Here is a 26,505-nt window from a genome sequence, read left to right as displayed (position 1 = left end):
CAACGGGTACGCCCGTTGGCCTTTCGGTTCCAGCCCGCTGCGGCGGGTAGATGAATGATTGGAGGACGTATGTCCGAATCTGTACGTGCCAAAATCGGCAAGTTCGCGCTGCTATCGATGGCCTTTACCGCCGTCTTTAACGTGCGAAATATCGTCAATAATAACATTGAGTTAGGCCTCAGTTCCGCGCCTATCTTCTTATTCGCCACTATCGTTTACTTTATCCCGTTCGTGTTTATCATCGCCGAATTCGTCTCGGCCAACAAACACTCCGAATCCGGGATGTACGCGTGGCTGAAGCAGCCGCTGGGCACCCGCGCCGCCTATCTTGGTTCCTTCCTCTACTGGTTTGTGAACCTGTTCTTTTTCCTCTCGCTGTTGCCGAACGTGGTGGCCTACGCCTCGTATGCGATCACCGGTTACGCGATCCCCTTCTCGCCGATGGTGACCTCGCTTATCTCCATCGTGCTGTTCGCCATGGCTACCCATATATCCACCAAAGGGGCGACCTGGCTGGGTAAAATTTCCGAATGCGTAGCCTACGGCGTGTTCGCTTTGTTCGCGATTTACGTCGTCGGCGCGCTGACCGCGCTGGGTTCCGGTCACGTCCCGGCGCAGCCGATTACCCTGGCGGCGATGGAGCCGACCATCAACTGGGCGACGCTCGGTATCATGTGCTGGATTTTCCAGGCCGCGGGCGGCGCGGAAACCGTTGCCGCCTACCTCAACGACACCAAGGGCGGGCAGAAATCCTTTATTAAAGTCATCATCACCGCCGGGGTGCTGATTGGCGGTATGTACGCCTTAGGTTCGCTGCTGGTTAACGTCTTTGTCGCCCGTGAAAACCTGACCTACGCCGGCGGAATGGTGGAAATCTTTACCGGTCTCGGTGCCTACTTCCACATTTCTGAAGCGCTGATGGGCCGCTTCGTCGGCATCATCCTGTTTATCGCTATCTTCGGCAGCATGATGATGTGGACCGCCGCGCCGGTCAAAATCCACTTCTCGGAAATCCCGAAGGGTATCTACGGCCAAAAAACCACCGAGCTGAACGCCCACGGCGTGCCGGTACGCGCCGCCTGGTGGCAGTTCCTGTTCGTTTTCCTGATGTTGATTGTTAACGGCTTCGGCTCCGCCAGCGTGCAGCAGATGATGAACACCGCCATTAATCTCACCGCCGGCACCGCCATGCTGCCGCCGCTGTTCATCATGGCCGCCTACTTCGTCTTCCGCTGGAAACACGATGACACGCCGCGCGATTTCCGTATGGGCTCAAGAAAAGTGGGCATGAGCGTGGTCACCATGTTGATGGTTATTTTCGTCATCAGCATGACTGCTTCGGCTTTCCCGCCGGGCGTCGATCTGGTTAACGCTTTCTTTATCAACGTCTTTATGACCGCAGTCTTCTCCGGCCTGGCGTGGTGGTGGATCACCCGCTTTGAAAAAAAGCAGCAACGTCTGCGCGCCGCGGCGCCGGTTAACGCTGCCGCCGCCGGTAAATAACGTTCCTGTCGTCCCGTCAGCCCCTCGTCGGCTGGCGGGATTTTTTTAACCCCGCCTGATTACGTATTACTCAACCTTTTTCGTGATCGAGTTAAAGCTATTCGTTTTCTTTACTTCTATTTACTAAAACTTTTACTAAAATCGACATTAATTCTTAACTACCTCTACCCTACAAACAACACAACCCCCTTCAGCGACCCTCTGAAGGACAATGTGTGGAGATGTGTTATGTCTGATACTAAACGTAATACCATCGGCAAGTTCGGCCTGCTATCGCTGACCTTTGCCGCCGTTTACAGTTTCAATAACGTCATCAACAACAATATCGAACTGGGGCTGGCGTCGGCGCCGATGTTCTTCCTCGCCACCCTGTTCTACTTCATTCCGTTTTGCCTGATTATCGCCGAGTTCGTGTCGCTGAATAAAAACTCCGAGGCCGGGGTTTACGCCTGGGTGAAGAGTTCGCTCGGCGGCCGTTGGGCGTTTATCACCGCCTATACCTACTGGTTCGTAAACCTGTTTTTCTTCACCTCGCTGCTGCCGCGCGTGATCGCCTATGCCTCTTACGCCTTCCTCGGCTACGAATACATTCTGACGCCGTTCGCCACCACCGTGTTGAGCATGGCGCTGTTCGCTTTCTCCACCTGGATCTCCACCAACGGCGCGAAAATGCTGGGGCCTATCACCTCCGTCACCTCATCGCTGATGCTGCTGCTGACGCTCTCCTATATTTTGCTGGCCGGTACCGCGCTGGTGGGCGGCGTGCAGCCAGCGGATCCGATCACCGTCGAGGCGATGATCCCTAACTTCAACTGGGCGTTCCTCGGTATTACCACGTGGATCTTTATGGCGGCGGGCGGCGCGGAATCGGTGGCGGTGTACGTCAACGATGTGAAAGGCGGCTCGAAATCCTTCGTTAAAGTGATCATCCTCGCCGGGATCTTCATCGGCGTGCTGTACTCGATCTCCTCCGTGCTGATCAACGTCTTCGTCAGCAGCAAAGAGCTGAAGTTTACCGGCGGATCGGTGCAGGTGTTCCACGGCCTGGCGGCTTACTTTGGTCTGCCGGAAATTCTGATGAACCGCTTCGTCGGCCTCGTTTCGTTTACCGCGATGTTTGGCTCGCTGCTGATGTGGACCGCCACCCCGGTTAAAATTTTCTTCTCGGAAATTCCCTCCGGCATCTTTGGTAAAAAAACCGTCGAGCTCAATGAGAACGGCGTCCCGGCGCGCGCGGCCTGGATCCAGTATCTGATCGTCATTCCGCTGATGATCATCCCGACGTTGGGATCAAACACCGTGCAGGATCTGATGAACACCATCATCAACATGACCGCCGCCGCTTCAATGCTGCCGCCGCTGTTCATCATGCTGGCCTACCTCAACCTGCGCCGCAAACTCGACCATCTGCCGCGCGATTTCCGCATGGGCTCGCGTACCACCGGCATCGTGGTGGTATCCATGCTGATTGTGATTTTCGCCATCGGCTTCGTCGCCTCAACCTTCCCAACCGGCGGCAACATCCTGACCATTATTTTCTACAACGTTGGCGGGATCGTGATTTTCCTTGGCTTCGCGTGGTGGAAATACAGCAGATACGTCAAAGGATTAACCCAGGAACAACAACAAATAGAAGCGGCTCCGGCTTCCCATACCTCTTAAATACCCTAAAAAAATGAAAACTAACCCTTACTTATACGGGGCACTCGTTGCCCTGGCTTTTTGCGCCCCTGCGGCGGCCGCTGAGACCGTCCATCCGGCCGAGCACGACGATACCAAAACGCCGGAATTAACCACCACCTCCTACCGCTTTTACGGCGAGTTGGGGGTTGGCGGATACATGGATTTAGAAGGCGAGGACAAACATAAATATAGCGATGGCACCTATATCGAGGGCGGGCTGGAGGTCAAAAACGGCCACTGGTTCGGGCTGATTTACGGCGAAGCCTGGACGGTACAGGCCGATAGCCAGGGCAATGCCTGGACGCCCGGCCACAGCTGGGGCGGCGTGGAAGGCGGCCTTAACCGCCTCTATGGCGGCTATAAAACCGATAACAACACCGAGATCATGCTCAGCCTGCGCCAGGACTCGTCGCTGGACGACCTGCAGTGGTGGGGCGACTTTACCCCCGATCTGGGTTATGTAATCCCCAATACCCGCGACATCATGTACGCGCTGAAGGTACAAAACCGCAGCGGCGATTTCCGCTATAGCGTCACCGCCACGCCGGCCGGGCATCACGATGAAAGCAAGGCCTGGCTGCACTTCGGCAAATATGATCGCTATGACGATAAGTACACCTACCCGGCAATGGTCAACGGCTACGTGCAGTACGACATCGTCAAAGATGTCACCTGGATGAACGGCCTTGAAGTGACCGACGGCACCGGACAGCTATTCCTGACCGGCGTTCTGTCGCCCAATCTGGCCTTCCGCGCCTGGCACCATACCGGCCGCGCCAAAGGGCTGGATGTTCCCGGCAGTGAAACCGGCTTTATGGCCAGCGCCATGTATGAAGCCTTAAGCGGGCTCTACTTCTCCACCGCATACAGCTACGCCAAACACCGCCCGGACCACGCCGCTGATGAAACCACCGCGTTTATGCAATTTGGCATCTGGTACGAATACGGCGGCGGGCGTTTCGCCACCGCCGCTGACAGCCGTTTCTATACCAGCAACGCCAGCGGCGACCCGAGCGACAAAATTTTCCTGATGCAATACTTCTACTGGTAACAAGGAGCCGAGATACCATGAACCTCACCACTACGCTGACGCCGCTGGCCTGCGCGCTGATGCTGAGTTTTTCCGCCCACGCCGTCACCGCGCAGGCGTTTAAAAACGTCATCGATCGTAGCGGCGCGCCGCAGTATATGCAGGATTTCGACGCCGATGACCACCAGCGGTTCAACCCCTTTTTCGACCTCGGGGCGTGGCACGGCCACCTGCTGCCCGACGGCCCGGCGACCATGGGCGGTTTCCCCGGACCGGCGCTGCTGACCGAAGAGTACATCAACTTTATGGCCACTAACTTCGATCACCTGACGGTGTATCAGAACGGCAAAAAGGTCGATTTCACCCTGCAGGCCTGGAGCCTGCCCGGCGCGCTGAAACAAACGCTGACCGCCCCCGGCGTGAAGGTGGAGATGACGCTGCGCTTCGCCAGCGCCCATACCTCGCTAGTGGAGACCAAAATCACCAGCAACACTCCACTGAAGCTGGTGTGGGATGGCGAACTGCTGGAAAAACTGGCCGCCAAAGAGGGTAAAGCGCTGTCGGGCAAAACCATTGATGAAGCCTTCCCGGACTATCAGCGCCGTCTGAACGCCACGCCCGACGGCCTGACGGTCAGCTTTGGCAAAGTTCGCGCCGCCTCTGACTTGATGACTTCCGGCGAATCGCAGTATCAGATCCACCGTTCGCTGGCAACCGAGACCCGTATCGACGGTCACCGCTTCACCAGCAGCGCGGAGATCCGCGGCTCCACCACCCTCTACACCACTTATTCGCACCTGCTCACCGCGGAGCAAGCGCGGCGGGAAAAAGCGCAGATCCGCGATATTCTGGCGCGCCCGGCTTACTATCTCACCGCCTCCGAACAGCGCTGGGACGGCTATCTGCAAAAAGGGCTCAGCAATCCAGACGCTACCGCTGAACAGACCCGCGTGGCGGTGAAAGCCATTGAGACGCTCAACGGCAACTGGCGCGCGCCGGGCGGCGCGGTGCATTACCACACCGTCACCCCATCCGTGACCGGCCGCTGGTTCTCCGGCAACCAGACCTGGCCGTGGGATACCTGGAAACAGGCCTACGCCATGGCCCACTTCAACCCGGATATCGCCAAAGAGAATATCCGCGCCGTCTTCTCCTGGCAGATTAAAGCCAATGATAAGGTGCGCCCGCAGGATGCCGGATTTGTGCCCGATCTGATTGCCTGGAACCTGAGCCCCGAGCGCGGCGGCGACGGCGGCAACTGGAACGAACGCAACACCAAGCCAAGCCTCGCGGCCTGGTCGGTAATGGAGGTGTATAACGTCACCAAAGATAAAGCGTGGCTGGAAGAGATGTATCCGAAGCTGGTGGCCTATCACGACTGGTGGCTACGCAACCGCGACCATAACGGTAACGGCGTGCCGGAATATGGCGCAACCCGCGATAAGGCGCACAACACCGCCGACGGCGCCATGCTGTTCACGGTGAAAAAAGGGCAAACCGAGCAGACGCTTTCCGGCCTTAGCGCCTACGAGCAGGTGACGGCCAAAGGCGATTACGACAACCTCGAAATCCCGGCGCAGGTAGCGGCATCGTGGGAATCCGGGCGCGACGATGCGGCAGTATTTGGTTTTATCGATAAAGAACAGCTGGATAAATACGTCGCCAACGGCGGCAAACGCAGCGACTGGACGGTGAAATTCGCCGAAAACCGCGACCGCAACGGCAACCTGCTGGGGTATTCGCTGCTTCAGGAGTCGGTCGATCAGGCCAGCTATATGTACAGCGATAACCACTACCTGGCGCAGATGGCGACGATTCTTGGCAAAGCGGAAGAGGCAAAGCGCTATCAGGCGCTGGCGGCGAAGCTGGCGGATTATATCAATACCTGCATGTTCGACCCGCAGACCCGCTTCTATTACGACATTCGTATCGAGGAACAACCGCTGGCCAACGGCTGCGCCGGTAAACCGATCGTCGAGCGCGGCAAAGGGCCGGAAGGCTGGTCGCCGCTGTTTAACGGCGCGGCGACGCAGCAACATGCTGACGATGTGGTTTCGGTGATGCTCGACCCGAAAGAGTTCAACACCTTTGTGCCGCTGGGTACCGCCGCGCTGACCAACCCGGCCTTTGGCGCCGATATTTACTGGCGCGGACGAGTGTGGGTGGATCAGTTCTGGTTCGGCCTGAAGGGAATGGAGCGCTACGGTCATCGCGATGAGGCGCTGAAGCTGGCGGACGCCTTCTTCCAGCACGCCAAAGGCTTAACCGCCGATGGCCCGATTCAGGAGAACTACAATCCGCTGACCGGCGCCCAGCAGGGGGCGCCCAACTTCTCGTGGAGCGCGGCGCATTTATATATGTTGTATAACGAGTTTTTCCGTAAGCCGTAATTCCCCTCACCCTAACCCTCTCCCCACAGGGGAGAGGGAACCGTCCGATACCGTTTTTCTCCCTCCCCCCACAGGGGAGAGGGAACCGTCCGATGCCGTTTTTATTCACTGCCCCGGCCCGCTTTTCTCCCTCTCCCACAGGGGAGAGGGAACCGTCCGATGCCGTTTTTATTCACTGCTCCGGCCCGCTTTTCTCACTCTCCCACGGGAGAGAGGGAACCGTTCGATGCCGTTTTTATTCATTGCTCCGGCCCGCTTTTCTCCCTCTCCCACTGGAGAGAGGGAACCGTTCGATGTCGTTTTTATTCACTGCTCCGGTCCGCTTCTCTCCCTCTCCCACTGGAGAGAGGGAACCGTTCGATGCCATTTTTATTCACTGCTCCGGCCCGCTTCTCTCCCTCTCCCACTGGAGAGAGGGAACCGTTCGATGCCGTTTTTATTCACTGCTCCGGCCCGCTTTTCTCCCTCTCCCCTCGGGAGAGGGTCGGGGTGAGGGCTCGTCTCACACCGCCGGCAATAGGCCGATAAAGCTGCGCTTCTGCCGCGGCTGCGACATCATCTCCTCCAGCTTTTCGACGCAGGCTAAATAGTGCGGCGTCTTCTTATGCGCCAGCACCGCCTCATCGTCTTTATAGGCTTCGTAGATAAAAAAGCGGGTTTTCACCTCTGGATCCTGCAGGACATCAAAGCGCAGGTTACCTGGTTCCCGCAGCGCGCCTTCGTGGTTGGCGCGAAACACCTCGAGAAACTCATCCACCCGCTCGGGTTTAATATTGATCTCCACCAGCGTTACGTTCATTTCAGCTCTCCCTGTTTTTCTTCCTGCCAGAACTGATACGCTTCGCGCGCGTTCAGATTCTCATGCACCACCTTTTTCACCGCCTTCAGCATCGCGCGCGGGGCGCTGGACTGGAAGATATTGCGCCCCATATCCACCCCGGACGCCCCCTGGTCGATCGCCCGCCAGCACATCTCCAGCGCCTCATGCTCCGGCAGTTTTTTACCGCCGGCGATGACGATCGGCACCGGACAGCTAGCGGTTACTTTTTCAAAACCTTCCTCAACGAAATAGGTCTTCACAAACTGCGCCCCCATTTCGGCGGCAATCCTGCTGGCCAGCGAGAAATAGCGCGCATCGCGGGCCATCTCTTTCCCGACGCCGGTAACCGCCAGTACCGGCATACCGTAGCGATTGCCGGCATCCACCAGTTTGATGATGTTATTGATCGACTGATGTTCGTATTCGCTGCCGATATAGACCTGCGCCGCCACCGCGCAAACGTTGAGACGCAGCGCGTCTTCCATCGCCACCGCCACGCATTCGTTAGAGAGTTCGCTCAAAATCGAATTACCGCCGGAGGCGCGCAGCACCACCGGCTTATTGGTGGCCGCCGGTACCTGGCTGCGCAGTACGCCGCGGGTGCACATCAGCACATCGGTGTCGGCAAACAGCGGCGCAATCGACAGGTCGATACGCTCAAGCCCGGTCGTTGGCCCCTGGAAGTAGCCGTGATCGAATGCCAGCATCACCGTGCGGTTGCTGTGCGGATTAAAGATGCGCGCCAGCCGCGACTGCATGCCCCAATCCAGCGAGCCGCAGCCTTTCAGGGTATACAGCGTGTTCTGCTGCGGGCGGTCGATACCGAAGTCCTTACCCTCTTTGATGTCGTCTAAATCAGCCATCTCATCCTCCGTCAGAAGTCGTAGTTGTTGATATTCTCTTTGCTGAACACCACGCGCTCCGGCAGCAGCACGATACCGTTGCCCTTCGCTTCATACTGGTAGCCCTGCACGCTATTCGGTTCGACCTTCAGCGAGCCGATATCTTTCACCTCAACGCTATCACCTACGTTAAGATCGCCCTTTTTCAGCAATCTATCGGCGACGTTAACCGCAATTTTGCCCTGCTGAACCACATCCCACAGGCCGAACGCTTTCACCGTGCCGCGCTCAACGTACGGGCGCATCACGTTCGGAGTACTAAAGCCGACAATCGCCACGCCCTGACGCTTGAGGTTCTCCGCCGCCTGCGCCGCCGCCGGCAGCGCATTGGCATCCGGCGCGATAATGGCGTCGAGATCCGGATAGGCTTTTAAGATCCCCTCGGCGGTTTGCAGCGATTTGGTGGCATCGTTATAGCCAAACTGGGTGGTGACGATTTGCCACTGCGGATGCTCTTTTTCGATTTTGGCTTTGGCTTCCTTCACCCACTGGTTCTGGTCGGTCACCGTCGGGCTGGAGTAGAAAAACGCCACTTTGGCGGCTGGTTTGCTGAGCTGCTTTTCCGCCATCTCCACCAGCAGGCCGCCGAGCTGCTGCGGCGTGCCCTGGTTGATATAGATGCTGCGGCACTCCGGTTTGGTATCGGAATCCCAGGTCAGGACTTTCACCCCACGCTGCATCGCCCGCTTCAGCGCCGGGCACAGGCCGTCCGGCGAGACGGCGGAGACGATAATCGCGTTGTAGCCCTGGTTGACGAAGTTGTTGATAAGCTGCACCTGGCCGGAGACGCTGGGCTCGGTCGGGCCGTCATAGGTGACATCAACGCCCAGCGCTTTCCCCGCCTCTTTCGCGCCGTTGCCGCCGCTGGTAAAGAAGCCGACGCCAACCAGCTTCGGAATAAAGGCGATGCGGTCCGCCGCCTGCGCGGTAACCACGCTCATCGTCAGCGCCAGCACGATCAGTTTTAATTTCATTTTATGCTCCGATTGTTTTATGCGAGAAAAGACGCCGCCAGGTTGCGCGCACCCATTCACGGTGCAGGCTCAGCGAACGCCCCATCACCACCACAACCAACAGCGCCCCTGACAGCGCGCTCGACACCTGGTTGGGGATGCCGACCATCTGTAAACCCTGTTGCAGATACCCCACCAGCAACGCCGCCAGCGCGGTACCCAGTATCGATCCCGAGCCGCCGTAAATATTGGCCCCGCCGAGCACCGCCGCGGTCAGCGCCGGCATCAGCAGGTCGCGGCCTAAATCCGAACGCGCCGAGCCGAAATAGGAGACCATCACCAGCGCTGCGACCGCCGAGGCGACGCCAACCAGGCCATACAGCACGTACGGGATGCCGTTCACCGACAGCGCGGCATAGCGCGCGGCGCGCGGGTTTTGCCCGAGTAAAAAGAGGTGGCGGCCAAAGCGCCCGCGATGGGCCAGCAACCAGAAGAGAAAGGTGATAATCGCGAACAGCACCAACGGTAGCGGCAGCCCTGCGAGGGTTAAATTGGCGAAGGCGGTGAAGCTATCGGGAAAGCCGCCAATCCCCTCGTAACCGGTCGCGCCGGCCATGCCGGAAAGCAGCAGCGCGCCGCCACCGTACAGATACAGCGTCCCGAGGGTGATCACCAGCGGGCTGATGCCGGTGTAGTGAATCAGCGCGGCGTTAAATAACCCGCACAGCAGCCCCAATAGCAACGTCAGCGATACCGCCAGCCACAGCGGCCAGCCCGCCTGGGTCATTACGCCGAGGGCGATAGCGCACAGGCCGATGGTCGAGCCCAGCGAAATATCGATCCCGCCGCTGATGATCACCAGCGTCAGCGGCAGCGCGACGATGCCGATGCAGATAAAGTCGCTGGTGCTAAAGAGCAGCATATTGAGATCCAGCATGCGCGGATTCAACGCGCCGAATAGCAGGATTTCCGCGATCAGCAACGCCAGCAGCGCGCTTTCCCAGTTAAGCTTCAGCTTCATTTAAGCCACCTCTTTGCTTTTGCGTTCGGGAAAGCGGGCAACCTGTTTGCCCCCTTTATTACCGGGCTGGAAACGGCTGTACTTTAGCGCCCGCTGATGGCGGGCCAGCGCCTGGCGCAGGCGGCCATCGAGCACCAGCACGCCGAGCAGCACCAGGCCGGCGATAAAGTCATTCCACCAGGCGGGAAGGCGGAACAGCACCAGCACGGTGTCGATTTGGGTGAGGAAAAAGGCGCCGAGAAACGCGCCGAGCAGCGTACCGGTACCGCCGAGCAACGAGATCCCGCCCAGTACGCAGGCGGCGATGGCTTTCATCTCCAGCCCGCTGCCGGTCTGATTAGGCACAAAACCAATTTGCGCGGCGAAGACGATCCCGGCGCAGGCCGCCAGCATGCCGTTGAGGGTAAAGGCCAGCATCCGCGTGCGGTTGACCGCCACGCCCAGCTGACGCGCGGCGGCGAGATTATCGCCAACGGCGTAAAAATCACGACCAAAGGCGGTGCGCGATAGCAGCCAGCCGCCCGCCAGCAGCAGCGCCAGCACCAGCCAGCCCAGCGGCGACACGCCAATAAACGCGGGCTCCGAGAGCGATTTCAGGCTGTCGGGCAAGCCCTCGATCCATTTCCCGCCAGTCCACAGCAGCATCACTCCGCGATACAACCCCAGCGTACCGAGCGTCGCGACAATCGCCGGAATGCGCAGTCCCACGACCAGCAGGCCGTTAAAAGCCCCGGCCAGCGCGCCAATCGCCAGCGCGAAGGCGATAGCCGTCGCCAGCCCGTAACCGTTGTTCAGCGCCACGCCGACGGCGATGGCGCACAGCCCAACGGTCGAGCCTACCGACACATCAATATTGCGGGTCAGCATCACCAGCGTCGCGCCTAATGCCAGCAGGCAGAGGATCTGCGAGCTGGCGAAAATCATCGCCAGGGTCTGCAGGCTGAAATAGGCTGGATTGAGCGCCACCAGCACAACAAAGAGCGCCACGATGGCAAAGAAGGCGCTCAGTTCGCGATTCTTCAGTAACGTTTTCATGCCTGCCCTCCGAAGGCCAGGGTCATCATGCGATCGACGGTCACCGCCTGCCGCGCCAATTCGCCACTGTAGCGGCCCTGATGCATCACCAGCACCCGGTCGGCCAGGCCAACGAACTCATCCAGATCGCTGGAGATCATCAACACCGCCACGTTTTGCGCGGCAACGCTTTTTAGCAGTTGATAGATATCGGCGCGGGCGGAGACATCCACGCCGCGCGTCGGCTCATCGACAATCAGCAGTAACGGATTGGCTTCCAGACAGCGCGCCAGCAGTACCTTCTGCTGGTTACCGCCAGAGAGAGTGCGCACCGGCTGATCGCCATCGGCCAGCTTGATCCCCAGCGCACGGTGATAGCGCTCAACCACCGCCGCCTCCCGTTTCCCCTGCTGCCACCACGACGGCTGATTGAACATCACCGTGTTCCAGCGCACCGGCGCATCGAGAAACAGCCCCGAGACCTGGCGGTCTTCCGGCAGATAGACCAGCCCGCTGGCTAGCCTGGCGCGGATACTATCGCGGCCGATCTCGCGATTCTCCAGCCAGATCCGCCCGGCGCGCGGTGGACGCAGGCCGTATAGGGTTTCAGCAAATTCGGTGCGCCCGGATCCCACCAGCCCGGCCAGACCGACGATCTCTCCGGCGCGGATCTCCAGATTGAGATCGATAAAACCTTCTCCGGTGAGATCCTCCACCCGTAGCACGGGAAAGTCCTGCGGTTGAGTACGCCGGTTGCCCGGTAGCGCCAGCCACAGCTTTTGCGTGTCGCTCAGCGCATGGTCGCGGCTGGCCGGCGTCATAGCGTTAATCAGTTGCTCATCGCGATAAGCCGCGGTCTCGCCGCTCAGCACTACCGCGCCATCGCGCATCACCGAAATATGGCTGGCAAGCTGGCGGATTTCGGGCAATTTGTGTGAGATAAAGACGATCCCAACGTCCAGCGCCTGTAACGCGCGGATCTGGCTAAACAGTCTCTCGGTTTCACCCGGCGTTAAAGAGGCGGTGGGTTCATCCAGGATCAGGATCCTGGCCTCGCGCATCAGCCCGCGCAGGATCTCGACCATCTGTTGATCGGCTACCTCGAGCGTGCTGGCGCTGGCGTCGAGATTGATCTGGCAGTTCAACTGCTGCAGTTTGTCCTGCAACCGCGCGGCGGTGTCCGCCCGCTTCGGCAGGCGGAAGAGAATGTTCTCGCGCACGCTGAGGTTGGGAAACAGCATCGGCTCCTGCGGCACCAGATAGATGCCTAACTGATGCGCTAGCGCCGGATTGAGACGCGCAAACGCGCGGTCGCCGAGCGTCAGTTCACCGCTGTCCGGCGTTTCAACGCCAGCGATGATCTTCATCAGCGTTGATTTACCCGCACCGTTGCCGCCCATCAGCGCATGCACCTGGCCCGCGCATAGCGTGAAATCGATGCCCTTCAGCACCGCAACGCCGGAGAACTGTTTGCAAATCTGACGAGCTTCAAACAGTGGCTTCATCATCACGCCCCAATTGAACAAATGATTTTTAAATTTAATAATGTTCAAAAGCGTAGACGGTGAACTATATTTACAACCGTGCGAAGATCACACTTTGGTGCTTTAGATCGTCAGGAATAAATGCGCCAGCGATGAAAGATCCGTTTTGCCAGTCGGCTCACACTTTCCGACCGCGCAATAGCGAACATATGATCTAAATTTTTATAAGAGTTCAATTTATGAGCGAAAAACGCATTACGGAAGAGAACCGCTACGCCGGGCTGGCGTTAGCCGAGGAAGAGCTGGTGGCGCGGGTGGCGTGGTGTTACTACCACGACGGCCTGACGCAAAATGACATCGGCGAGCGTTTGGGGCTGCCACGGCTGAAAATTTCCCGCCTGCTGGAGAAAGGCCGCCAGTCCGGAGTGATCCGCGTGCAGATCAACTCGCGCTATGAGGGCTGCCTGGCGCTGGAAAGCGAACTCCAGCAGCGTTTTGGCCTCAAGCTTGCCCGCGTGCTGCCGGCGCTCAATACCCCGCCGATGAATACCCGGCTGGGGATCGGCGCGGCGCAGTCGCTGATGGGCATTCTGCAACCGGGTCAACTACTGGCGGTCGGGTTCGGCGAAGCCACCATGAGCTGCCTGCAGCATCTCAGCGGATTTATTGGCTCGCAGCAGGTGCGGCTGGTGACCCTCTCCGGCGGCGTCGGCCCTTATATGACCGGCATCGGCCAGCTTGATGCCGCCTGCAGCGTCAGCATTATTCCGGCGCCGCTGCGGGTCTCTTCGGCGGAGGTCGCCGAGATCCTGCGCCGCGAGTCGAGCGTGCGCGACGTGATGCTGGCGGCGATGGCGGCGGACGCGGCGGTGGTTGGCATTGGCGCCATCGATCAGCGGCGCGACGCCACCATTTTACGCTCCGGCTATATCAGCGAGGGCGAACAGCTGATGTACGCGCGCAAAGGCGCGGTCGGCGACATTTTAGGTTATTTCCTGCAGGCCGACGGCCGGCCGGTAGAAGGACTGGAGATCCATCGGGAACTCCTCGGCGTAACCCTTGATGAGCTGGCGCAGCTGCCCACCATCGTCGGCGTCGCCGGGGGAGAACAAAAAGCGCAGGCGATTCATGCCGCTCTGATTGGCAAGCGCATTAATGGCCTGGTAACGGAAGAGACAACAGCACGCGCGGTGCTCGCACTGGCCTCCTGACGGCCTGGCGCCGCGCGACAACAGCGAGGCGCATGTCATGAGTTACCTGTTAGCGTTAGATGCCGGGACCGGCAGCATTCGGGCGGTCATTTTCGATCTTAATGGCCGCCAGCTGGCGGTAGGCCAGGCCGAATGGAAACACCTGAGCGTTGATAACGTCCCCGGCTCGATGGAGTTCGACCTTACCACCAACTGGCAGCTGGCCTGCCAGTGCATTCGCCAGGCGCTCGACGCCGCCCGGCTCTCTGCCGCCGATATTCAGTCCGTCGCCTGCTGTTCGATGCGCGAAGGGATCGTCCTCTATGACCGCGACGGCGAGGCCATCTGGGCCTGCGCCAACGTTGATGCCCGCGCCAGCCGCGAAGTGGCGGAGCTTAAGGAGATCCACGACTATCGTTTTGAATCCGAGGTGTACGAGGTCTCGGGACAAACCCTGGCGCTAAGCGCCATGCCGCGCCTGCTGTGGCTGGCGCACCACCGCCCCGATATCTACCGCAAAGCGGCAACCATCACCATGATTAGCGACTGGCTGGCGGCGAAGCTTTCCGGCGAGCTGGCGGTTGACCCGTCAAACGCCGGCACCACCGGCATGCTCGATCTGTTTAGCCGCGACTGGCGTCCGGCGCTGCTGGATATGGCCGGACTGCGCGCCGATATGCTGTCGCCGGTCAAAGAGACCGGTACCCTGCTGGGCGCCATCACCGAAGCGGCGGCGCAGCAGAGCGGCCTGCGCGCCGGGACACCGGTGGTGATGGGCGGCGGCGACGTCCAGCTCGGCTGCCTGGGCCTTGGGGTGGTGCGTGCCGGGCAAACCGCAGTACTCGGCGGCACCTTCTGGCAGCAGGTGGTCAACCTGCCGCAGGTGCGTACCGATCCGCAGATGAATATTCGCGTTAATCCTCATGTCATTCCCGGCATGGCGCAGGCGGAATCGATCAGCTTCTTTACCGGGCTGACCATGCGCTGGTTCCGCGACGCCTTCTGCGCTGAAGAAAAACTGATTGCCGAGCGGCTCGGCGTTGATGCCTATTCGCTGCTGGAGGAGATGGCCAGCCGCGTACCCGCCGGTTCCCACGGCGTGATGCCTATTTTTTCCGACGCTATGCACTTTAAGCAGTGGTACCACGCCGCGCCGTCGTTTATTAACCTCTCCATCGATCCGGAGAAGTGCAACAAAGCGACCCTGTTCCGCGCGCTGGAGGAGAACGCGGCGATTGTCTCCGCCTGTAACCTGGCGCAGATTTCGCAGTTCTCCGGCGTGACATTCGAGAGCCTGGTGTTTGCCGGCGGCGGCTCTAAAGGCGCGCTGTGGAGCCAAATCCTCAGCGACGTCACCGGCCTGCCGGTGCGGGTGCCGGTGGTCCGCGAAGCCACCGCTCTGGGCTGCGCCATCGCCGCCGGAACCGGCGCCGGACTGTATGGCGATATGGCCAGTACCGGAGAGCGGTTAGTGAGCTGGCATCGCGAGTTCACCCCTAATCCGCAGCATCGCGAGCTGTATCAGGAGATGATGAGCAAGTGGCAAACGGTGTACGCCGATCAGTTGGGTCTGGTGGATAGCGGGCTGACAACGTCGATGTGGCAAGCGCCGGGTCTGGAGCGCCGCCAGCGCGTAGTCCCCTCACCCTAACCCTCTCCCGGTGGGAGAGGGAACCGTTCGGCACTGGCCTTGAATACCAGTGCCGATCCGCCTTTCCCCTTGCCCTTTGAGCGGGAACCGTTTGGCACTAGCCTTGAATACCGCTGCCGGTCCGCCTTTCCCCTTGCCCTTTGAGCGGGAACTGTTCGGCGCAGGCCTTGAATACCGGTGCCGGTCCGCCTTTCCCCCTCGCCCTTTGGGAGAGGGAACCGTTCGGCACTAGCGTTGAATATCGGTGCCGGTCCGCCTTTCCCCCTCTCCCTTTGGGAGAGGGAACCGTTCGGCGCAGGCCTTGAATACCGGTGCCGGTCCGCCTTTCCCCCTCTCCCTTTGGGAGAGGGAACCGTTCGGCACTAGCGTTGAATATCGGTGCCGGTCCGCCTTTCCCCCTCTCCCTTTGGGAGAGGGGACCGTTCGGCACTAGCCTTGAATACCGATGCCGATCCGCCTTTCCCCCTCGCCCTTTGGGTGAGGGAACCGTTCGGCACTAGCGTTGAATATCGGTGCCGGTCCGCCTTTCTCCCTCTCCCTTTGGGAGAGGGTCGGGGTGAGGGACAACGTGTTCCGTTCTTTGAATTCCATCACAATCACCGCACTCCCCTTTTCCCTTTTTCTCCGCGACGGCTAAATTAGTAACTCATCCGACCACATAACAATAATTTTACATTGGAAGCCACTATGAGCCGCTATCCGTCGCTTTTCGCCCCGCTTGAGCTGGGCTTCACAACGCTCAAAAACCGCGTGTTGATGGGCTCAATGCACACCGGGCTGGAAGAGCTGCCGGACGGCGCGCAGCGGCTGGCGGCCTTTTACGCCGAGCGCGCCCGCCACGGCGTGGCGCTGATCGTCACCGGCGGCATCGCCCCGGCGCCCTCTGGCGTCACCATGGCCGGCGGCGCGGTACTCAATGATGCCAGCCATCTGGCGCACCATCGCCATATTACCGACGCGGTACACCAGGAAGGCGGCAAAATCGCCCTGCAGATCCTGCACACCGGGCGCTACAGCTATCAGCCCGCGCTGGTTGCCCCCTCGGCGCTACAGGCGCCGATCAACCGTTTTACGCCCCATGAACTGAGCCACGATGAGATCCTTACGCTTATCGATGATTTTGCCCACTGCGCCCAGCTGGCGCGCGAAGCGGGCTATGACGGCGTCGAAGTGATGGGCTCTGAGGGCTATCTGATTAACGAATTTCTCGCCGCGCGCACCAACCAGCGCGACGACCAGTGGGGCGGCGATTATGCCAGGCGCATGCGTTTCGCCATTGAAGTGGTTAAGGCGGTGCGCCAGCGCGCCGGTCACGATTTCATTATCATCTACCGTCTGTCGATGCTCGATCTGGTCAACGACGGCAGCACGCTGGCGGAGGTCACCGAACTGGCCCAAGCCATCGAAGCGGCAGGGGCGACAATCATTAATACCGGCATCGGCTGGCACGAAGCGCGCATTCCGACCATCGCCACGCCGGTACCGCGAGGGGCTTTCAGCTGGGTCACCCGCAAGCTGAAAGGCGCGGTGTCGATCCCGCTGATTACCACCAACCGCATCAACGATCCGCAGGTCGCGGAGGATATTCTCGCCCGCGGCGATGCCGATATGGTATCGATGGCCCGCCCGTTCCTCGCCGACGCCGAATTTATGTCAAAAGCGCAGAACGATCGTGCCCATCAGATCAACACCTGCATCGGCTGCAACCAGGCGTGTCTCGATCGGATCTTCGTCGGCAAAGTCACCTCCTGTCTGGTCAACCCGCGCGCCTGTCATGAAACCCTGATGCCGGTCCTGCCTGCCAACGCGCCTAAACGGCTGGCGGTGGTCGGCGCCGGGCCTGCCGGTCTGGCTTTCGCCGTTAACGCCGCCGCCCGCGGCCATCAGGTCACGCTGTTCGATGCGCTCCCGGAGATCGGCGGCCAGTTTAATATCGCCAAACAGATCCCCGGCAAAGAGGAGTTCCACGAGACGCTGCGTTACTACCGCACCATGCTCGATCTTCATGGTGTCGATCTACGCCTGAACACCCGCGTCACGGCAGACGATCTGCTGACGTTCGATGAGACGATCCTCGCCACCGGTATCGCCCCGCGCCTGCCGGCGATCGCCGGGATCGATCATCCCAAGGTGCTGAGCTACCTGGATGTCTTGCGCGATAAAGCGCCGGTTGGCACGAAGGTGGCGATTATCGGCTGCGGCGGCATCGGCTTCGACACCGCGATGTATTTAAGCCAGTCGGGCGTGGCCACCAGCCAGGATATCGGCGAGTTCTGCCGCGAATGGGGTATCGATACCAGCCTGCAATCGGCGGGAGGGCTGAGTCCTGAAGGCCCGCAGTTGAGTAAAAGCCCGCGACAGATTGTGATGCTGCAGCGCAAAGCCAGCAAACCGGGCGAAGGGCTCGGCAAAACCACCGGTTGGATCCACCGCGCGACGCTGCTGGCGCGCGGCGTGAAAATGATCCCGGCGGTCAGTTATGAAAAGATCGATGATGAAGGATTACACGTCACTATCGGCGGCGAGCGCCAGCTGTTGGCAGTCGATCAGGTAGTTATCTGCGCCGGTCAGGAACCGCGCCGCGAGCTGGCGGAACCGCTGCGCGCGGCGGGGAAAACGGTGCATCTCATCGGCGGTTGCGACGTAGCGGCGGAGCTGGATGCGCGCCGGGCGATTGCCCAGGGCACAAAACTGGCGCTGGCGATTTAGCCGTGTCACGGGGGCGGCGCGATGCGCCTTCCCCGGGCTACCACGATAATCCCGAAAGGTAGCCCGGCTAAGGCGACAGTCGGTAGCCCGGCTAAGGCGAAAGCCGCAAGCCGCAAGCCGCAAGCCGGGGGAAGCAGCGACAACAATCAGCGCTGTTTACGCACCTTCGTTGCTTTCAAAATGACAAACTTATTGTTCGTCGCAATCGTCGTGCAATTACCAAAAGCGCGCTTCAGTTTACGGAAATAATCGAGGTGGCGGTTGCCGACGACGTACAGCTCGCCGCCGTATTTCAGGCTGCGGCGGGCATCGTTAAACATCTGCCAGGCGATATGGTCGGTAATGGCATGCTGCTGATGGAACGGCGGATTACACAGAATCGCCGTAAAGCGGTCGGGCTCTATGCCGGAAAGCGAATTGTTGACCATGAATTCACAGCGTTCGATATCGTCCGGCAGGTTGCGCTCGACGTTCAAACGGCTGGAAGCCACCGCCATGTGCGACTCATCGGTGAACATCACGCTGGCGTTTGGGTTTTGCGCCAGCGCCTGCAGGCCAATCACCCCATTGCCGCAGCCAAGATCGGCGATCTCGCCTTCTAAATCAGACGGTAAATGCTGCAGGAAGAAACGCGCGCCGATATCCAGTCCGCTGCGGGCAAAAACGTTGGCGTGGTTATGGATGGTCCACGGCGTGCCGTCCAGCTTCCAGCTGTAGGTTTGCGGCGCATCGGCAAGCTTAGGGGCGGTGAAAACGCAGTGGATCAGACGCGCTTTTTTCCACGCCAGCGAGGTGGTGGTGGTACCGAGGATTTTTTCAAACAGCGCCAGCGTCGAGTTGTGTACGTCACGGGCTTTCGCCGCGGCGATAATGCGAGTTTCCGGCGTCACCACTTCGCGCAGCGCGCGCAGCTGCTGTTCCAGCAGCGCCAGCTGTTTTGGCACCTTAATCAGCACCAGCGCCGGCGAGGCCGGCAGCGGGCTCAGGCTATCCTGAAAGCGCACGCTCTCTTCATCGATACCGTTCATCCGCAGGTTGTGGCGGGTCGCCAGCTCGGAAATAAAGGAGTCGTTGATGCTGACCGGGTTGCGCTCCGCCAGCGCGCAGGAGAGCGCGCCGAAGCCGTCGTTGAAGATGAGCGTCAGGCCGTCGACGTCATTCACCTGTTGCAGCAGATATTCATCCGCCGCTTCCCATGCCTGAAGCGCTTCTTCTTCAGCGTTAGGTGGGAACCGCTCTAATGTGAATAACTCACCGTTTAACTCTACCTGGCTCATCGCCCCTCCGAAATGCTAAAATTCGCGCGTGTTATCGCTCAATTCTCCGGAGAAGTAAACTTTTTTCACCATGAACACGCTACCTTACCTTCAGGGCTACCCCGAATCGCTGCTGTCGCAGGTGACGACCTTAATCGAGCAAGGTCGCCTCGGCGAGGTGCTGCAAAAGCGCTATCCGCAGGGGCATGATGTCAACAGCGATAAGGCATTATATCAATTCACCCAGGATCTGAAGGCCCGCTATCTGCGCGGGGCGGCGCCGATCAATAAGGTGATGTACGACAGTAAGATCCACGTTCTGAAGAATGCGCTTGGCCTGCATACCGCCATTTCCCGCGTTCAGGGCGGCAAACTGAAAGCTAAAGCGGAAATTCGCGTAGCGACGGTGTTTCGCGACGCGCCGGAAGCGTTTCTGCGTATGATCGTGGTTCATGAACTGGCGCATTTAAAAGAGAAAGATCACAACAAAGCCTTCTATCAGCTGTGCTGTCATATGGAGCCGCAGTATCACCAGTTAGAGTTTGATACCCGCCTGTGGCTGACGCACCTTTCGTTAAACCGTTCTGCGTGATAGCGCACTCGTTTTGTCATCATGGCGTGCTAGAGTGACGAAAGGTCCCCTTTAACGGAGTTCGTCAACGTTTATGATACGTTTCGCAGTTGTTGGCACAAACTGGATTACTAAGCAGTTTGTCGATGCCGCCCATGAAACCGGTAAATTTAAACTCACCGCGATTTATTCCCGCAGCCTTGAACAGGCGCAAGCTTTCGCTAATGACTACCCGGTCGAGCATCTGTTTACTTCGCTCGATGAACTGGCGCAGAGCCCTGACGTTGACGCGGTCTATATTGCCAGTCCGAACTCGCTACACTTCCCGCAAACCCGTCTGTTCCTGAGCCATAAAAAACACGTGATTTGCGAAAAGCCGCTGGCATCGAACCTGCAGGAAGTCGAAGCGGCGATTGCCGTGGCTAAAGAAAACAACGTGGTGCTGTTTGAAGCCTTCAAAACCGCCAGCCTGCCAAACTTCCTGCTGCTGCGCGAAGCGCTCGATAAAGTGGGCAAACTGCGCAAAGCCTTCATCAACTACTGTCAGTACTCATCGCGCTACCAGCGCTATCTCGACGGCGAAAACCCGAATACTTTCAACCCGGCCTTTTCCAATGGCTCGATTATGGATATCGGTTTTTACTGCCTCGCCTCGGCGGTCGCGCTGTGGGGCGAACCGCAAGCGGTCCATGCCAGCGCCAGCCTGCTGGCGAGCGGCGTTGATGGCCAGGGCACGGTGGTGCTGAGCTACGGCGATTTCGATGTCACCCTGCACCACTCGAAGGTCAGCGACTCCACTATCCCCAGCGAAATCCAGGGCGAAGAAGGCGCGCTGGTGATTGAGAAAATCTCCGAATGCCAGAAGGTGGCCTTTATTCCACGCGGCGGCAAAGCGCAGGATCTCACCCAGCCTCAGCACATCAATACTATGCTGTATGAAGCGGAAGCGTTCGCGCGGCTGGTGGAAACCAACGACGTCGCTCATCCAGGGCTTGAAGTCAGCCGCATTACGGCAAAACTGCTTAGCGAAATCCGTCGCCAAACCGGCGTGATCTTCCCGGCGGATACTCAGCCTGTGGAGTAAAGGAGTGTAAATGGGCCCTCGACCTCCATTGACGCCCTTTATAACTTGTAATACTTTGTTACGTGCAAAGGGGAGTAACTTCCTGGCCGGTCGATCGTCATTACGATGCGTGCAAAACCGCATCCGGTCGCCGGGCAACAAGATCAAGGATCCATGTCCGCTCTTGTTGTAAGTGAGACCTTGCCGGAAGGCGAGGTCTATGCATAAAAGCGCAGCGGCTGCCGTCTTCCGACGACAGCCGTTTTGTTTTTATGTAAGGAATAACGCAATGAATAGTGTCGGCACGCCGTTATTATGGGGCGGATTCGCTGTAGTCGTGGTCATCATGCTGGCGATCGATTTACTGCTTCAGGGAAGGCGCGGTGCGCATACCATGACCATGAAGCAGGCCGCCGGTTGGTCCATTCTGTGGGTCACCCTCTCCCTGCTGTTTAACGCCGCTTTCTGGTGGTATTTGGTGCAAACGCAGGGCCGCGCCGTCGCCGATCCGCAGGCTTTAGCCTTCCTCACCGGTTATCTGATCGAAAAATCACTGGCGGTCGATAACGTCTTCGTCTGGTTAATGCTCTTTAGCTACTTTGCCGTGCCGCCTGCGCTACAGCGCCGGGTACTGGTGTATGGCGTCCTCGGCGCGATTGTCCTGCGTACCATTATGATCTTCACCGGCAGCTGGCTGATTTCGCAGTTCGAATGGCTACTGTACGTGTTCGGCGCCTTCCTGCTGTTTACCGGGGTGAAAATGGCGCTGGCGAAAGAAGATGATTCCGGGATCGGCGATAAGCCGCTGGTGCGTTGGATCCGCAGCCATCTGCGCATGACGGATAAAATCGAGAGCGAGCGCTTCTTCACCCGTAAAAATGGCGTGCTGTTCGCCACGCCGCTGCTGCTGGTGCTGATCCTGGTTGAGCTGAGCGACGTGATTTTCGCCGTTGATAGCATCCCGGCGATTTTCGCGGTGACCACCGACCCGTTCATCGTGCTGACCTCTAACCTGTTTGCGATTCTCGGCCTGCGTGCGATGTACTTCCTGCTGGCAGGCGTGGCGGAACGCTTCTCGATGCTGAAATATGGTCTGTCGGTGATCCTGGTGTTTATCGGTATCAAGATGCTGATCGTCGATTTCTACCACATTCCGATCGCCGTTTCCCTCGGCGTGGTGGGCGGTATTCTGGCGGCAACGCTGCTGATTAACGCCTGGGTGAACAGACAGAACGATAAGAAGAAACAGCTGCAATAACCCCCTACCCCCGGCCAGATATCGCGTATCTGGCCGGGATACGCCGCACGGCTTTAGGTTTCCCGCGCATAATCTCTATGCATGTCACAAAAACGTTAATATATAGTTAAAAAACAAGATCGGCGTGCAAGAAACAGTAGAATACGCTTCCTCCCTCGCGTTCTTTCCGTATACTCGACCATGCAAACATTCATTTACATCCGGACATAAACGTAACAAATAATACGTCGCCGGGATGGACTGCTACATCACTGGAAGGAATGATTTATGACAACACAAACCCGCCCGTCGGGGCTGCTGCAGCGCCTGGCGCAGGGCAGTCTGGTGAAACAAATCCTGTTGGGACTGGTACTTGGCGTGGTACTGGCGCTGGTCTCGAAACCGGCCGCTATCGCGGTCGGGCTGCTGGGAACGCTGTTCGTCGGCGCGCTGAAAGCCGTCGCGCCGGTGCTGGTATTAATGCTGGTGATGGCGTCTATCGCGAACCATCAGCACGGACAAAAAACCAGTATCCGCCCGATTCTGTTTCTTTATCTGCTGGGCACCTTCAGCGCGGCGCTCACCGCGGTGCTGTTTAGTTTTGTTTTCCCTTCTACGCTGCATCTGACCAGCGCGGCGGACAGCATCACCCCGCCGTCGGGAATTGTAGAGGTGCTGCGCGGACTGCTGATGAGCATGGTGGCGAACCCTATCGACGCGCTACTGAACGCCAACTATATCGGGATTCTGGTGTGGGCGGTGGGACTGGGCTTCGCGCTGCGCCACGGTAACGACAGCACCAAAAACCTGATTAACGACGTCTCGCACGCGGTGACCTTTATCGTCAAGCTGGTGATCCGCTTTGCGCCGCTGGGTATTTTTGGCCTGGTCTCCTCGACGCTGGCGACGACCGGTTTCGATACCCTGTGGGGCTACGCCCAGCTGCTGCTGGTGCTGGTCGGCTGCATGCTGCTGGTGGCGCTGGTGATTAACCCGCTGCTGGTATTCTGGAAAATCCGCCGTAACCCGTATCCGCTGGTGCTGACCTGCCTGCGTGAAAGCGGCGTCTACGCCTTCTTTACCCGCAGCTCCGCCGCCAACATTCCGGTGAATATGGCGCTGTGCGAGAAGCTGAATCTGGATCGCGATACCTACTCGGTATCTATTCCGCTGGGGGCGACCATCAATATGGCGGGCGCGGCGATTACTATCACCGTGCTGACGCTGGCGGCGGTGCATACGTTGAATATTCCAGTGGATCTGCCGACGGCGCTGCTGCTGAGCGTAGTCGCCTCGCTGTGCGCCTGCGGCGCTTCCGGAGTGGCGGGTGGTTCGCTGCTGCTGATCCCGCTGGCCTGTAATATGTTCGGTATTCCGAACGATGTTGCCATGCAGGTTGTCGCCGTCGGCTTTATTATCGGCGTGCTGCAGGATTCCTGCGAAACGGCGCTCAACTCGTCCACCGATGCGCTGTTCACCGCCGCGGCCTGTATGGCTGAAGACGAACAGCTGGCGAAGAACGCCCTGCGTAGTTAAATATTGCCTGATGGCGCTACGCTTATCAGGCCTACGGACCTATTCAGTTGGTAGCCCCGGTAAGCGTAAGCGCGACCGGGGAGCGTTCAATGGCCGCGCCGTTATTTTGTCGGATGGCGCTACGCTTATCCGACCTACGGTCCGGGATTCAGTTGGTAGCCCCGGTAAGCGTAAGCGCAACCGGGGAGCGTTCAATGACGGCGCCGTTATTTTGTCGGATGGCGCTACGCTTATCCGACCTACGGTCCGGTATGCGGGTAGTAGCCCCGGTAAGCGTAAGCGCGACCGGGGAGAGTTCAACGACGGCGCCGTTATTTTGTCGGATGGCGCTACGCTTATCCGACCTACGGTCCGGTATTCGTTGGTAGCCCCGGTAAGCGCAAGCGCAACCGGGGAGCGTTCAATGACGGCGCCGTTATTTTGTCGGATGGCGCTGCGCTTATCCGACCTACGGTCCGGTATTCGTTGGTAGCCCCGGTAAGCGTAAGCGCGACCGGGGAGCGTTCAATGGCGGCGCCATTATTTTGTCGGATGGCGCTACGCTTATCCGACCTACGGTCCGGTATTCGTTGGTAGCCCCGGTAAGCGTAAGCGCGACCGGGGAGCGTTCAATAGCGGCGCCGTTATTTTGTCGGATGGCGCTGCGCTTATCCGACCTACGGACCTATTCAGTTGGTAGCCCCGGTAAGCGTAAGCGCGACCGGGGAGCGTTCAATAGCGGCGCCGTTATTTTGTCGGATGGCGCTACGCTTATCCGACCTACGGTCCGGTATTCGTTGGTAGCCCCGGTAAGCGCAAGCGCAACCGGGGAGCGTTCAATGGCGGCGCCATTATTTTGTCGGATGGCGCTACGCTTATCCGACCTACGGTCCGGTATTCGTTGGTAGCCCCGGTAAGCGTAAGCGCAACCGGGGAGCGTTCAACGGCGGCGCCATTATTTTGTCGGATGGCGCTGCGCTCATCCGACCTTTCAAACACAGCGGTAGTCACTGTCGTTACAGCGTGACGCCGCTTTTAAAGATTGCCAGTTCGCGGAAATCATTGCGTTCGTTGCAGGTCTGCTTGCCGTTGGCGATATCGACGATCAGATCGACAAACTCCTCCAGCACCTGCGGCATCGCTTTCCCGTGAATCAACTGCCCGGCATCGAAATCAATCCAGTGCTTTTTCTTCGCCGCCAGCTCGCTGTTGGTAGCGATTTTTACCGTCGGTACGAAACCGCCATAAGGGGTGCCGCGACCGGTACTGAACAGCACCATATGGCAGCCGGCGCCCGCCAGCGCGCTGGTCGCCACCGCGTCGTTACCCGGCGCGCTCAACAAATTCAACCCGTGGACTTTCAACCGTTCGCCGTAGAGCAGAACGTCCACCACCTGGCTGGAACCGGCTTTCTGCGTGCAGCCAAGCGACTTATCTTCCAGCGTCGTGATACCGCCCGCTTTGTTACCCGGCGACGGGTTCTCGTAAATAGGCTGGTCGTGGGCGATAAAATACTGTTTAAAATCATTGACCATGGTGACCAGTTTGCCGAAGGTCTCTTCGTCGCGACAGTGGCTCATCAGCAGCTGCTCGGCGCCGAACATTTCCGGCACTTCGGTCAACACCGTGGTGCCGCCGTTCGCAATCAGGTAGTCAGAAAAACGCCCCAGCATTGGGTTAGCGGTAATGCCGGACAGGCCGTCCGAGCCGCCGCACTCAAGGCCAAACTTCAGTTCGCTCAGTTTACCCGCTTCGCGTTTATCATGGCGCATCACTTCATAGAGCTGGTGAAGATGCTCAATTCCTGCTTCCACTTCATCTTCCTGATGCTGGCAAATCATGAAGTGTACGCGTTCCGGGTCAAAATCCCCCAGCGTTTCACGGAAGGCATCCACCTGGTTGTTCTCGCAGCCGAGGCCAATCACCAGCACCGCCCCGGCATTCGGGTGACGGACCATGTTTTGCAGCATGGTACGGGTGTTGATGTGGTCATCTCCTAACTGCGAGCAGCCGTAGGTGTGGCTGAAAAGGAAGACGCCGTCGGTGCCCTCCGCGTCGTTGGTCTCTTTCAGGAAACGGTTCTGGATCTGCCGGGCGATACCGTTGACGCAGCCCACGGTCGGCAGGATCCACAACTCGTTACGCACGCCGACTTCACCGCTGGCGCGACGATAAATCTCAACGTCGCGATCCGCAGGCTGCGCCGGTTGTTCAACCAGGTCAGGTTGATAGCGATACGCGTCGAGATCGCTCAGATTGGTACGCGTATTATGCGCATGAACATGCTCGCCCGGCGCGATATCCGCCAGCGCATGACCAATCGGCAACCCGTACTTAATGACGTTTTCACCTTTCGCAATGGCCCGCAGCGCGAACTTATGACCGCGGACAACATCCTGGCTGAGGGTGACGGTATCGTTATCTATCGTCACCACGCTGCCTGACGCCATATCCGCCAGCGCCACCGCGACGTTATCCTGCGAATGGATTTTAATGTATTGCATATCAACCGA

19 protein-coding genes are annotated in these 26,505 nt (G+C 59.0%); 11 read left to right on the top strand and 8 right to left on the bottom strand.

Features of this window, described 5'->3' with window-relative positions; genetic code table 11:
* Nucleotides 1-69 precede the first annotated feature (69 nt).
* The 4 genes from ABLV78_RS03150 (at nt 70) to ygjK (ending at nt 6,606) form a co-directional block, all read left to right on the top strand.
* Nucleotides 70-1,503 (top strand): amino acid permease, encoded by a 1,434-nt coding sequence (locus ABLV78_RS03150; RefSeq protein WP_047043183.1) that lies wholly within the window; start codon nt 70-72, stop codon nt 1,501-1,503.
* Between the two features lie 228 nt (nt 1,504-1,731).
* The gene (locus tag ABLV78_RS03145; protein ID WP_015369594.1) at nt 1,732-3,165 is read left to right on the top strand and encodes an amino acid permease; all 1,434 of its coding nucleotides are present in this window, start codon (nt 1,732-1,734) and stop codon (nt 3,163-3,165) included.
* A gap of 13 nt (nt 3,166-3,178) precedes the next feature.
* Nucleotides 3,179-4,237 carry a protein YgjJ gene (gene ygjJ / locus ABLV78_RS03140; RefSeq protein ID WP_045392273.1) on the top strand — a complete coding sequence of 353 codons (1,059 nt, stop codon included), beginning with the start codon at nt 3,179-3,181 and terminating at the stop codon, nt 4,235-4,237.
* Nucleotides 4,238-4,254: 17 nt separating this feature from the next.
* Nucleotides 4,255-6,606, top strand: coding sequence for an alpha-glucosidase (gene ygjK / locus ABLV78_RS03135; RefSeq protein WP_047043187.1), 2,352 nt, complete (start codon nt 4,255-4,257; stop codon nt 6,604-6,606).
* A 502-nt stretch (nt 6,607-7,108) separates the two neighbouring features.
* On the opposite strand, the gene lsrG is transcribed toward ygjK, so the two are convergent.
* Genes lsrG through lsrA form a run of 6 tightly spaced genes read right to left on the bottom strand, consistent with a single transcriptional unit; the run spans nt 7,109 to nt 12,821 of the window.
* Nucleotides 7,109-7,405 (bottom strand): (4S)-4-hydroxy-5-phosphonooxypentane-2,3-dione isomerase, encoded by a 297-nt coding sequence (gene lsrG / locus ABLV78_RS03130; protein ID WP_045392277.1) that lies wholly within the window; start codon nt 7,403-7,405, stop codon nt 7,109-7,111.
* On the bottom strand, nt 7,402-8,289 hold the full coding sequence (gene lsrF, locus ABLV78_RS03125; RefSeq protein ID WP_032733837.1) for a 3-hydroxy-5-phosphonooxypentane-2,4-dione thiolase: 888 nt from the start codon (nt 8,287-8,289) through the stop codon (nt 7,402-7,404). The genes lsrG and lsrF overlap by 4 nt, the downstream gene beginning before the upstream one ends.
* An 11-nt stretch (nt 8,290-8,300) precedes the next feature.
* Nucleotides 8,301-9,302 (bottom strand): autoinducer 2 ABC transporter substrate-binding protein LsrB, encoded by a 1,002-nt coding sequence (lsrB, locus tag ABLV78_RS03120; RefSeq protein ID WP_047044820.1) that lies wholly within the window; start codon nt 9,300-9,302, stop codon nt 8,301-8,303.
* 1 nt (nt 9,303) lies between these two features.
* Nucleotides 9,304-10,302 carry an autoinducer 2 ABC transporter permease LsrD gene (gene lsrD / locus ABLV78_RS03115; protein ID WP_042946686.1) on the bottom strand — a complete coding sequence of 333 codons (999 nt, stop codon included), beginning with the start codon at nt 10,300-10,302 and terminating at the stop codon, nt 9,304-9,306.
* Complete coding sequence (lsrC, locus tag ABLV78_RS03110; protein WP_004174225.1) at nt 10,303-11,337, bottom strand: autoinducer 2 ABC transporter permease LsrC; 1,035 nt, start codon at nt 11,335-11,337, stop codon at nt 10,303-10,305. It abuts the gene before it with no gap.
* On the bottom strand, nt 11,334-12,821 hold the full coding sequence (gene lsrA / locus ABLV78_RS03105) for an autoinducer 2 ABC transporter ATP-binding protein LsrA (protein WP_047044829.1): 1,488 nt from the start codon (nt 12,819-12,821) through the stop codon (nt 11,334-11,336). The genes lsrC and lsrA overlap by 4 nt, the downstream gene beginning before the upstream one ends.
* Nucleotides 12,822-13,039: 218 nt before the next feature.
* Here lsrA and lsrR point away from each other — a divergent pair, with 218 nt between their 5' ends.
* From lsrR to ABLV78_RS03090, 3 genes are all read left to right on the top strand, one after another.
* A complete protein-coding gene (gene lsrR / locus ABLV78_RS03100; RefSeq protein WP_045392282.1) occupies nt 13,040-14,011 on the top strand; it encodes a transcriptional regulator LsrR in 972 nt (323 codons plus the stop codon).
* Between the two features lie 37 nt (nt 14,012-14,048).
* On the top strand, nt 14,049-15,641 hold the full coding sequence (gene lsrK, locus ABLV78_RS03095; protein WP_047044815.1) for an autoinducer-2 kinase: 1,593 nt from the start codon (nt 14,049-14,051) through the stop codon (nt 15,639-15,641).
* Nucleotides 15,642-16,328: 687 nt separating this feature from the next.
* Nucleotides 16,329-18,350 (top strand): NADPH-dependent 2,4-dienoyl-CoA reductase, encoded by a 2,022-nt coding sequence (locus ABLV78_RS03090; RefSeq protein ID WP_047044811.1) that lies wholly within the window; start codon nt 16,329-16,331, stop codon nt 18,348-18,350.
* A 146-nt stretch (nt 18,351-18,496) separates the two neighbouring features.
* On the opposite strand, the gene rlmG is transcribed toward ABLV78_RS03090, so the two are convergent.
* Nucleotides 18,497-19,627, bottom strand: a complete 1,131-nt coding sequence (gene rlmG, locus ABLV78_RS03085) for a 23S rRNA (guanine(1835)-N(2))-methyltransferase RlmG (protein ID WP_047044810.1) — start codon at nt 19,625-19,627, stop codon at nt 18,497-18,499.
* Between the two features lie 70 nt (nt 19,628-19,697).
* Between rlmG and ABLV78_RS03080 the strand changes: the two genes are divergently transcribed.
* The 4 genes from ABLV78_RS03080 to sstT all read left to right on the top strand — a co-directional run bounded on the left by ABLV78_RS03080 (nt 19,698) and on the right by sstT (nt 24,013).
* Nucleotides 19,698-20,198, top strand: a complete 501-nt coding sequence (locus ABLV78_RS03080) for a M48 metallopeptidase family protein (RefSeq protein ID WP_047044807.1) — start codon at nt 19,698-19,700, stop codon at nt 20,196-20,198.
* A gap of 73 nt (nt 20,199-20,271) precedes the next feature.
* Nucleotides 20,272-21,261 (top strand): Gfo/Idh/MocA family protein, encoded by a 990-nt coding sequence (locus ABLV78_RS03075; RefSeq protein ID WP_047044803.1) that lies wholly within the window; start codon nt 20,272-20,274, stop codon nt 21,259-21,261.
* Nucleotides 21,262-21,529: 268 nt separating this feature from the next.
* Complete coding sequence (locus tag ABLV78_RS03070) at nt 21,530-22,498, top strand: TerC family protein (protein WP_045394902.1); 969 nt, start codon at nt 21,530-21,532, stop codon at nt 22,496-22,498.
* 267 nt (nt 22,499-22,765) lie between these two features.
* Complete coding sequence (gene sstT / locus ABLV78_RS03065) at nt 22,766-24,013, top strand: serine/threonine transporter SstT (RefSeq protein ID WP_015369581.1); 1,248 nt, start codon at nt 22,766-22,768, stop codon at nt 24,011-24,013.
* A gap of 995 nt (nt 24,014-25,008) precedes the next feature.
* On the opposite strand, the gene ABLV78_RS03060 is transcribed toward sstT, so the two are convergent.
* Nucleotides 25,009-26,496 carry a UxaA family hydrolase gene (locus ABLV78_RS03060; protein WP_047044799.1) on the bottom strand — a complete coding sequence of 496 codons (1,488 nt, stop codon included), beginning with the start codon at nt 26,494-26,496 and terminating at the stop codon, nt 25,009-25,011.
* Nucleotides 26,497-26,505 lie beyond the last annotated feature (9 nt).

This window comes from Klebsiella sp. CN_Kp075 (assembly GCF_040065055.2).
GTDB lineage: Bacteria > Pseudomonadota > Gammaproteobacteria > Enterobacterales > Enterobacteriaceae > Klebsiella > Klebsiella aerogenes.
Note: the sequence above shows the minus strand (reverse complement) of the source record. Positions and strands in the feature narration are given on the sequence as shown.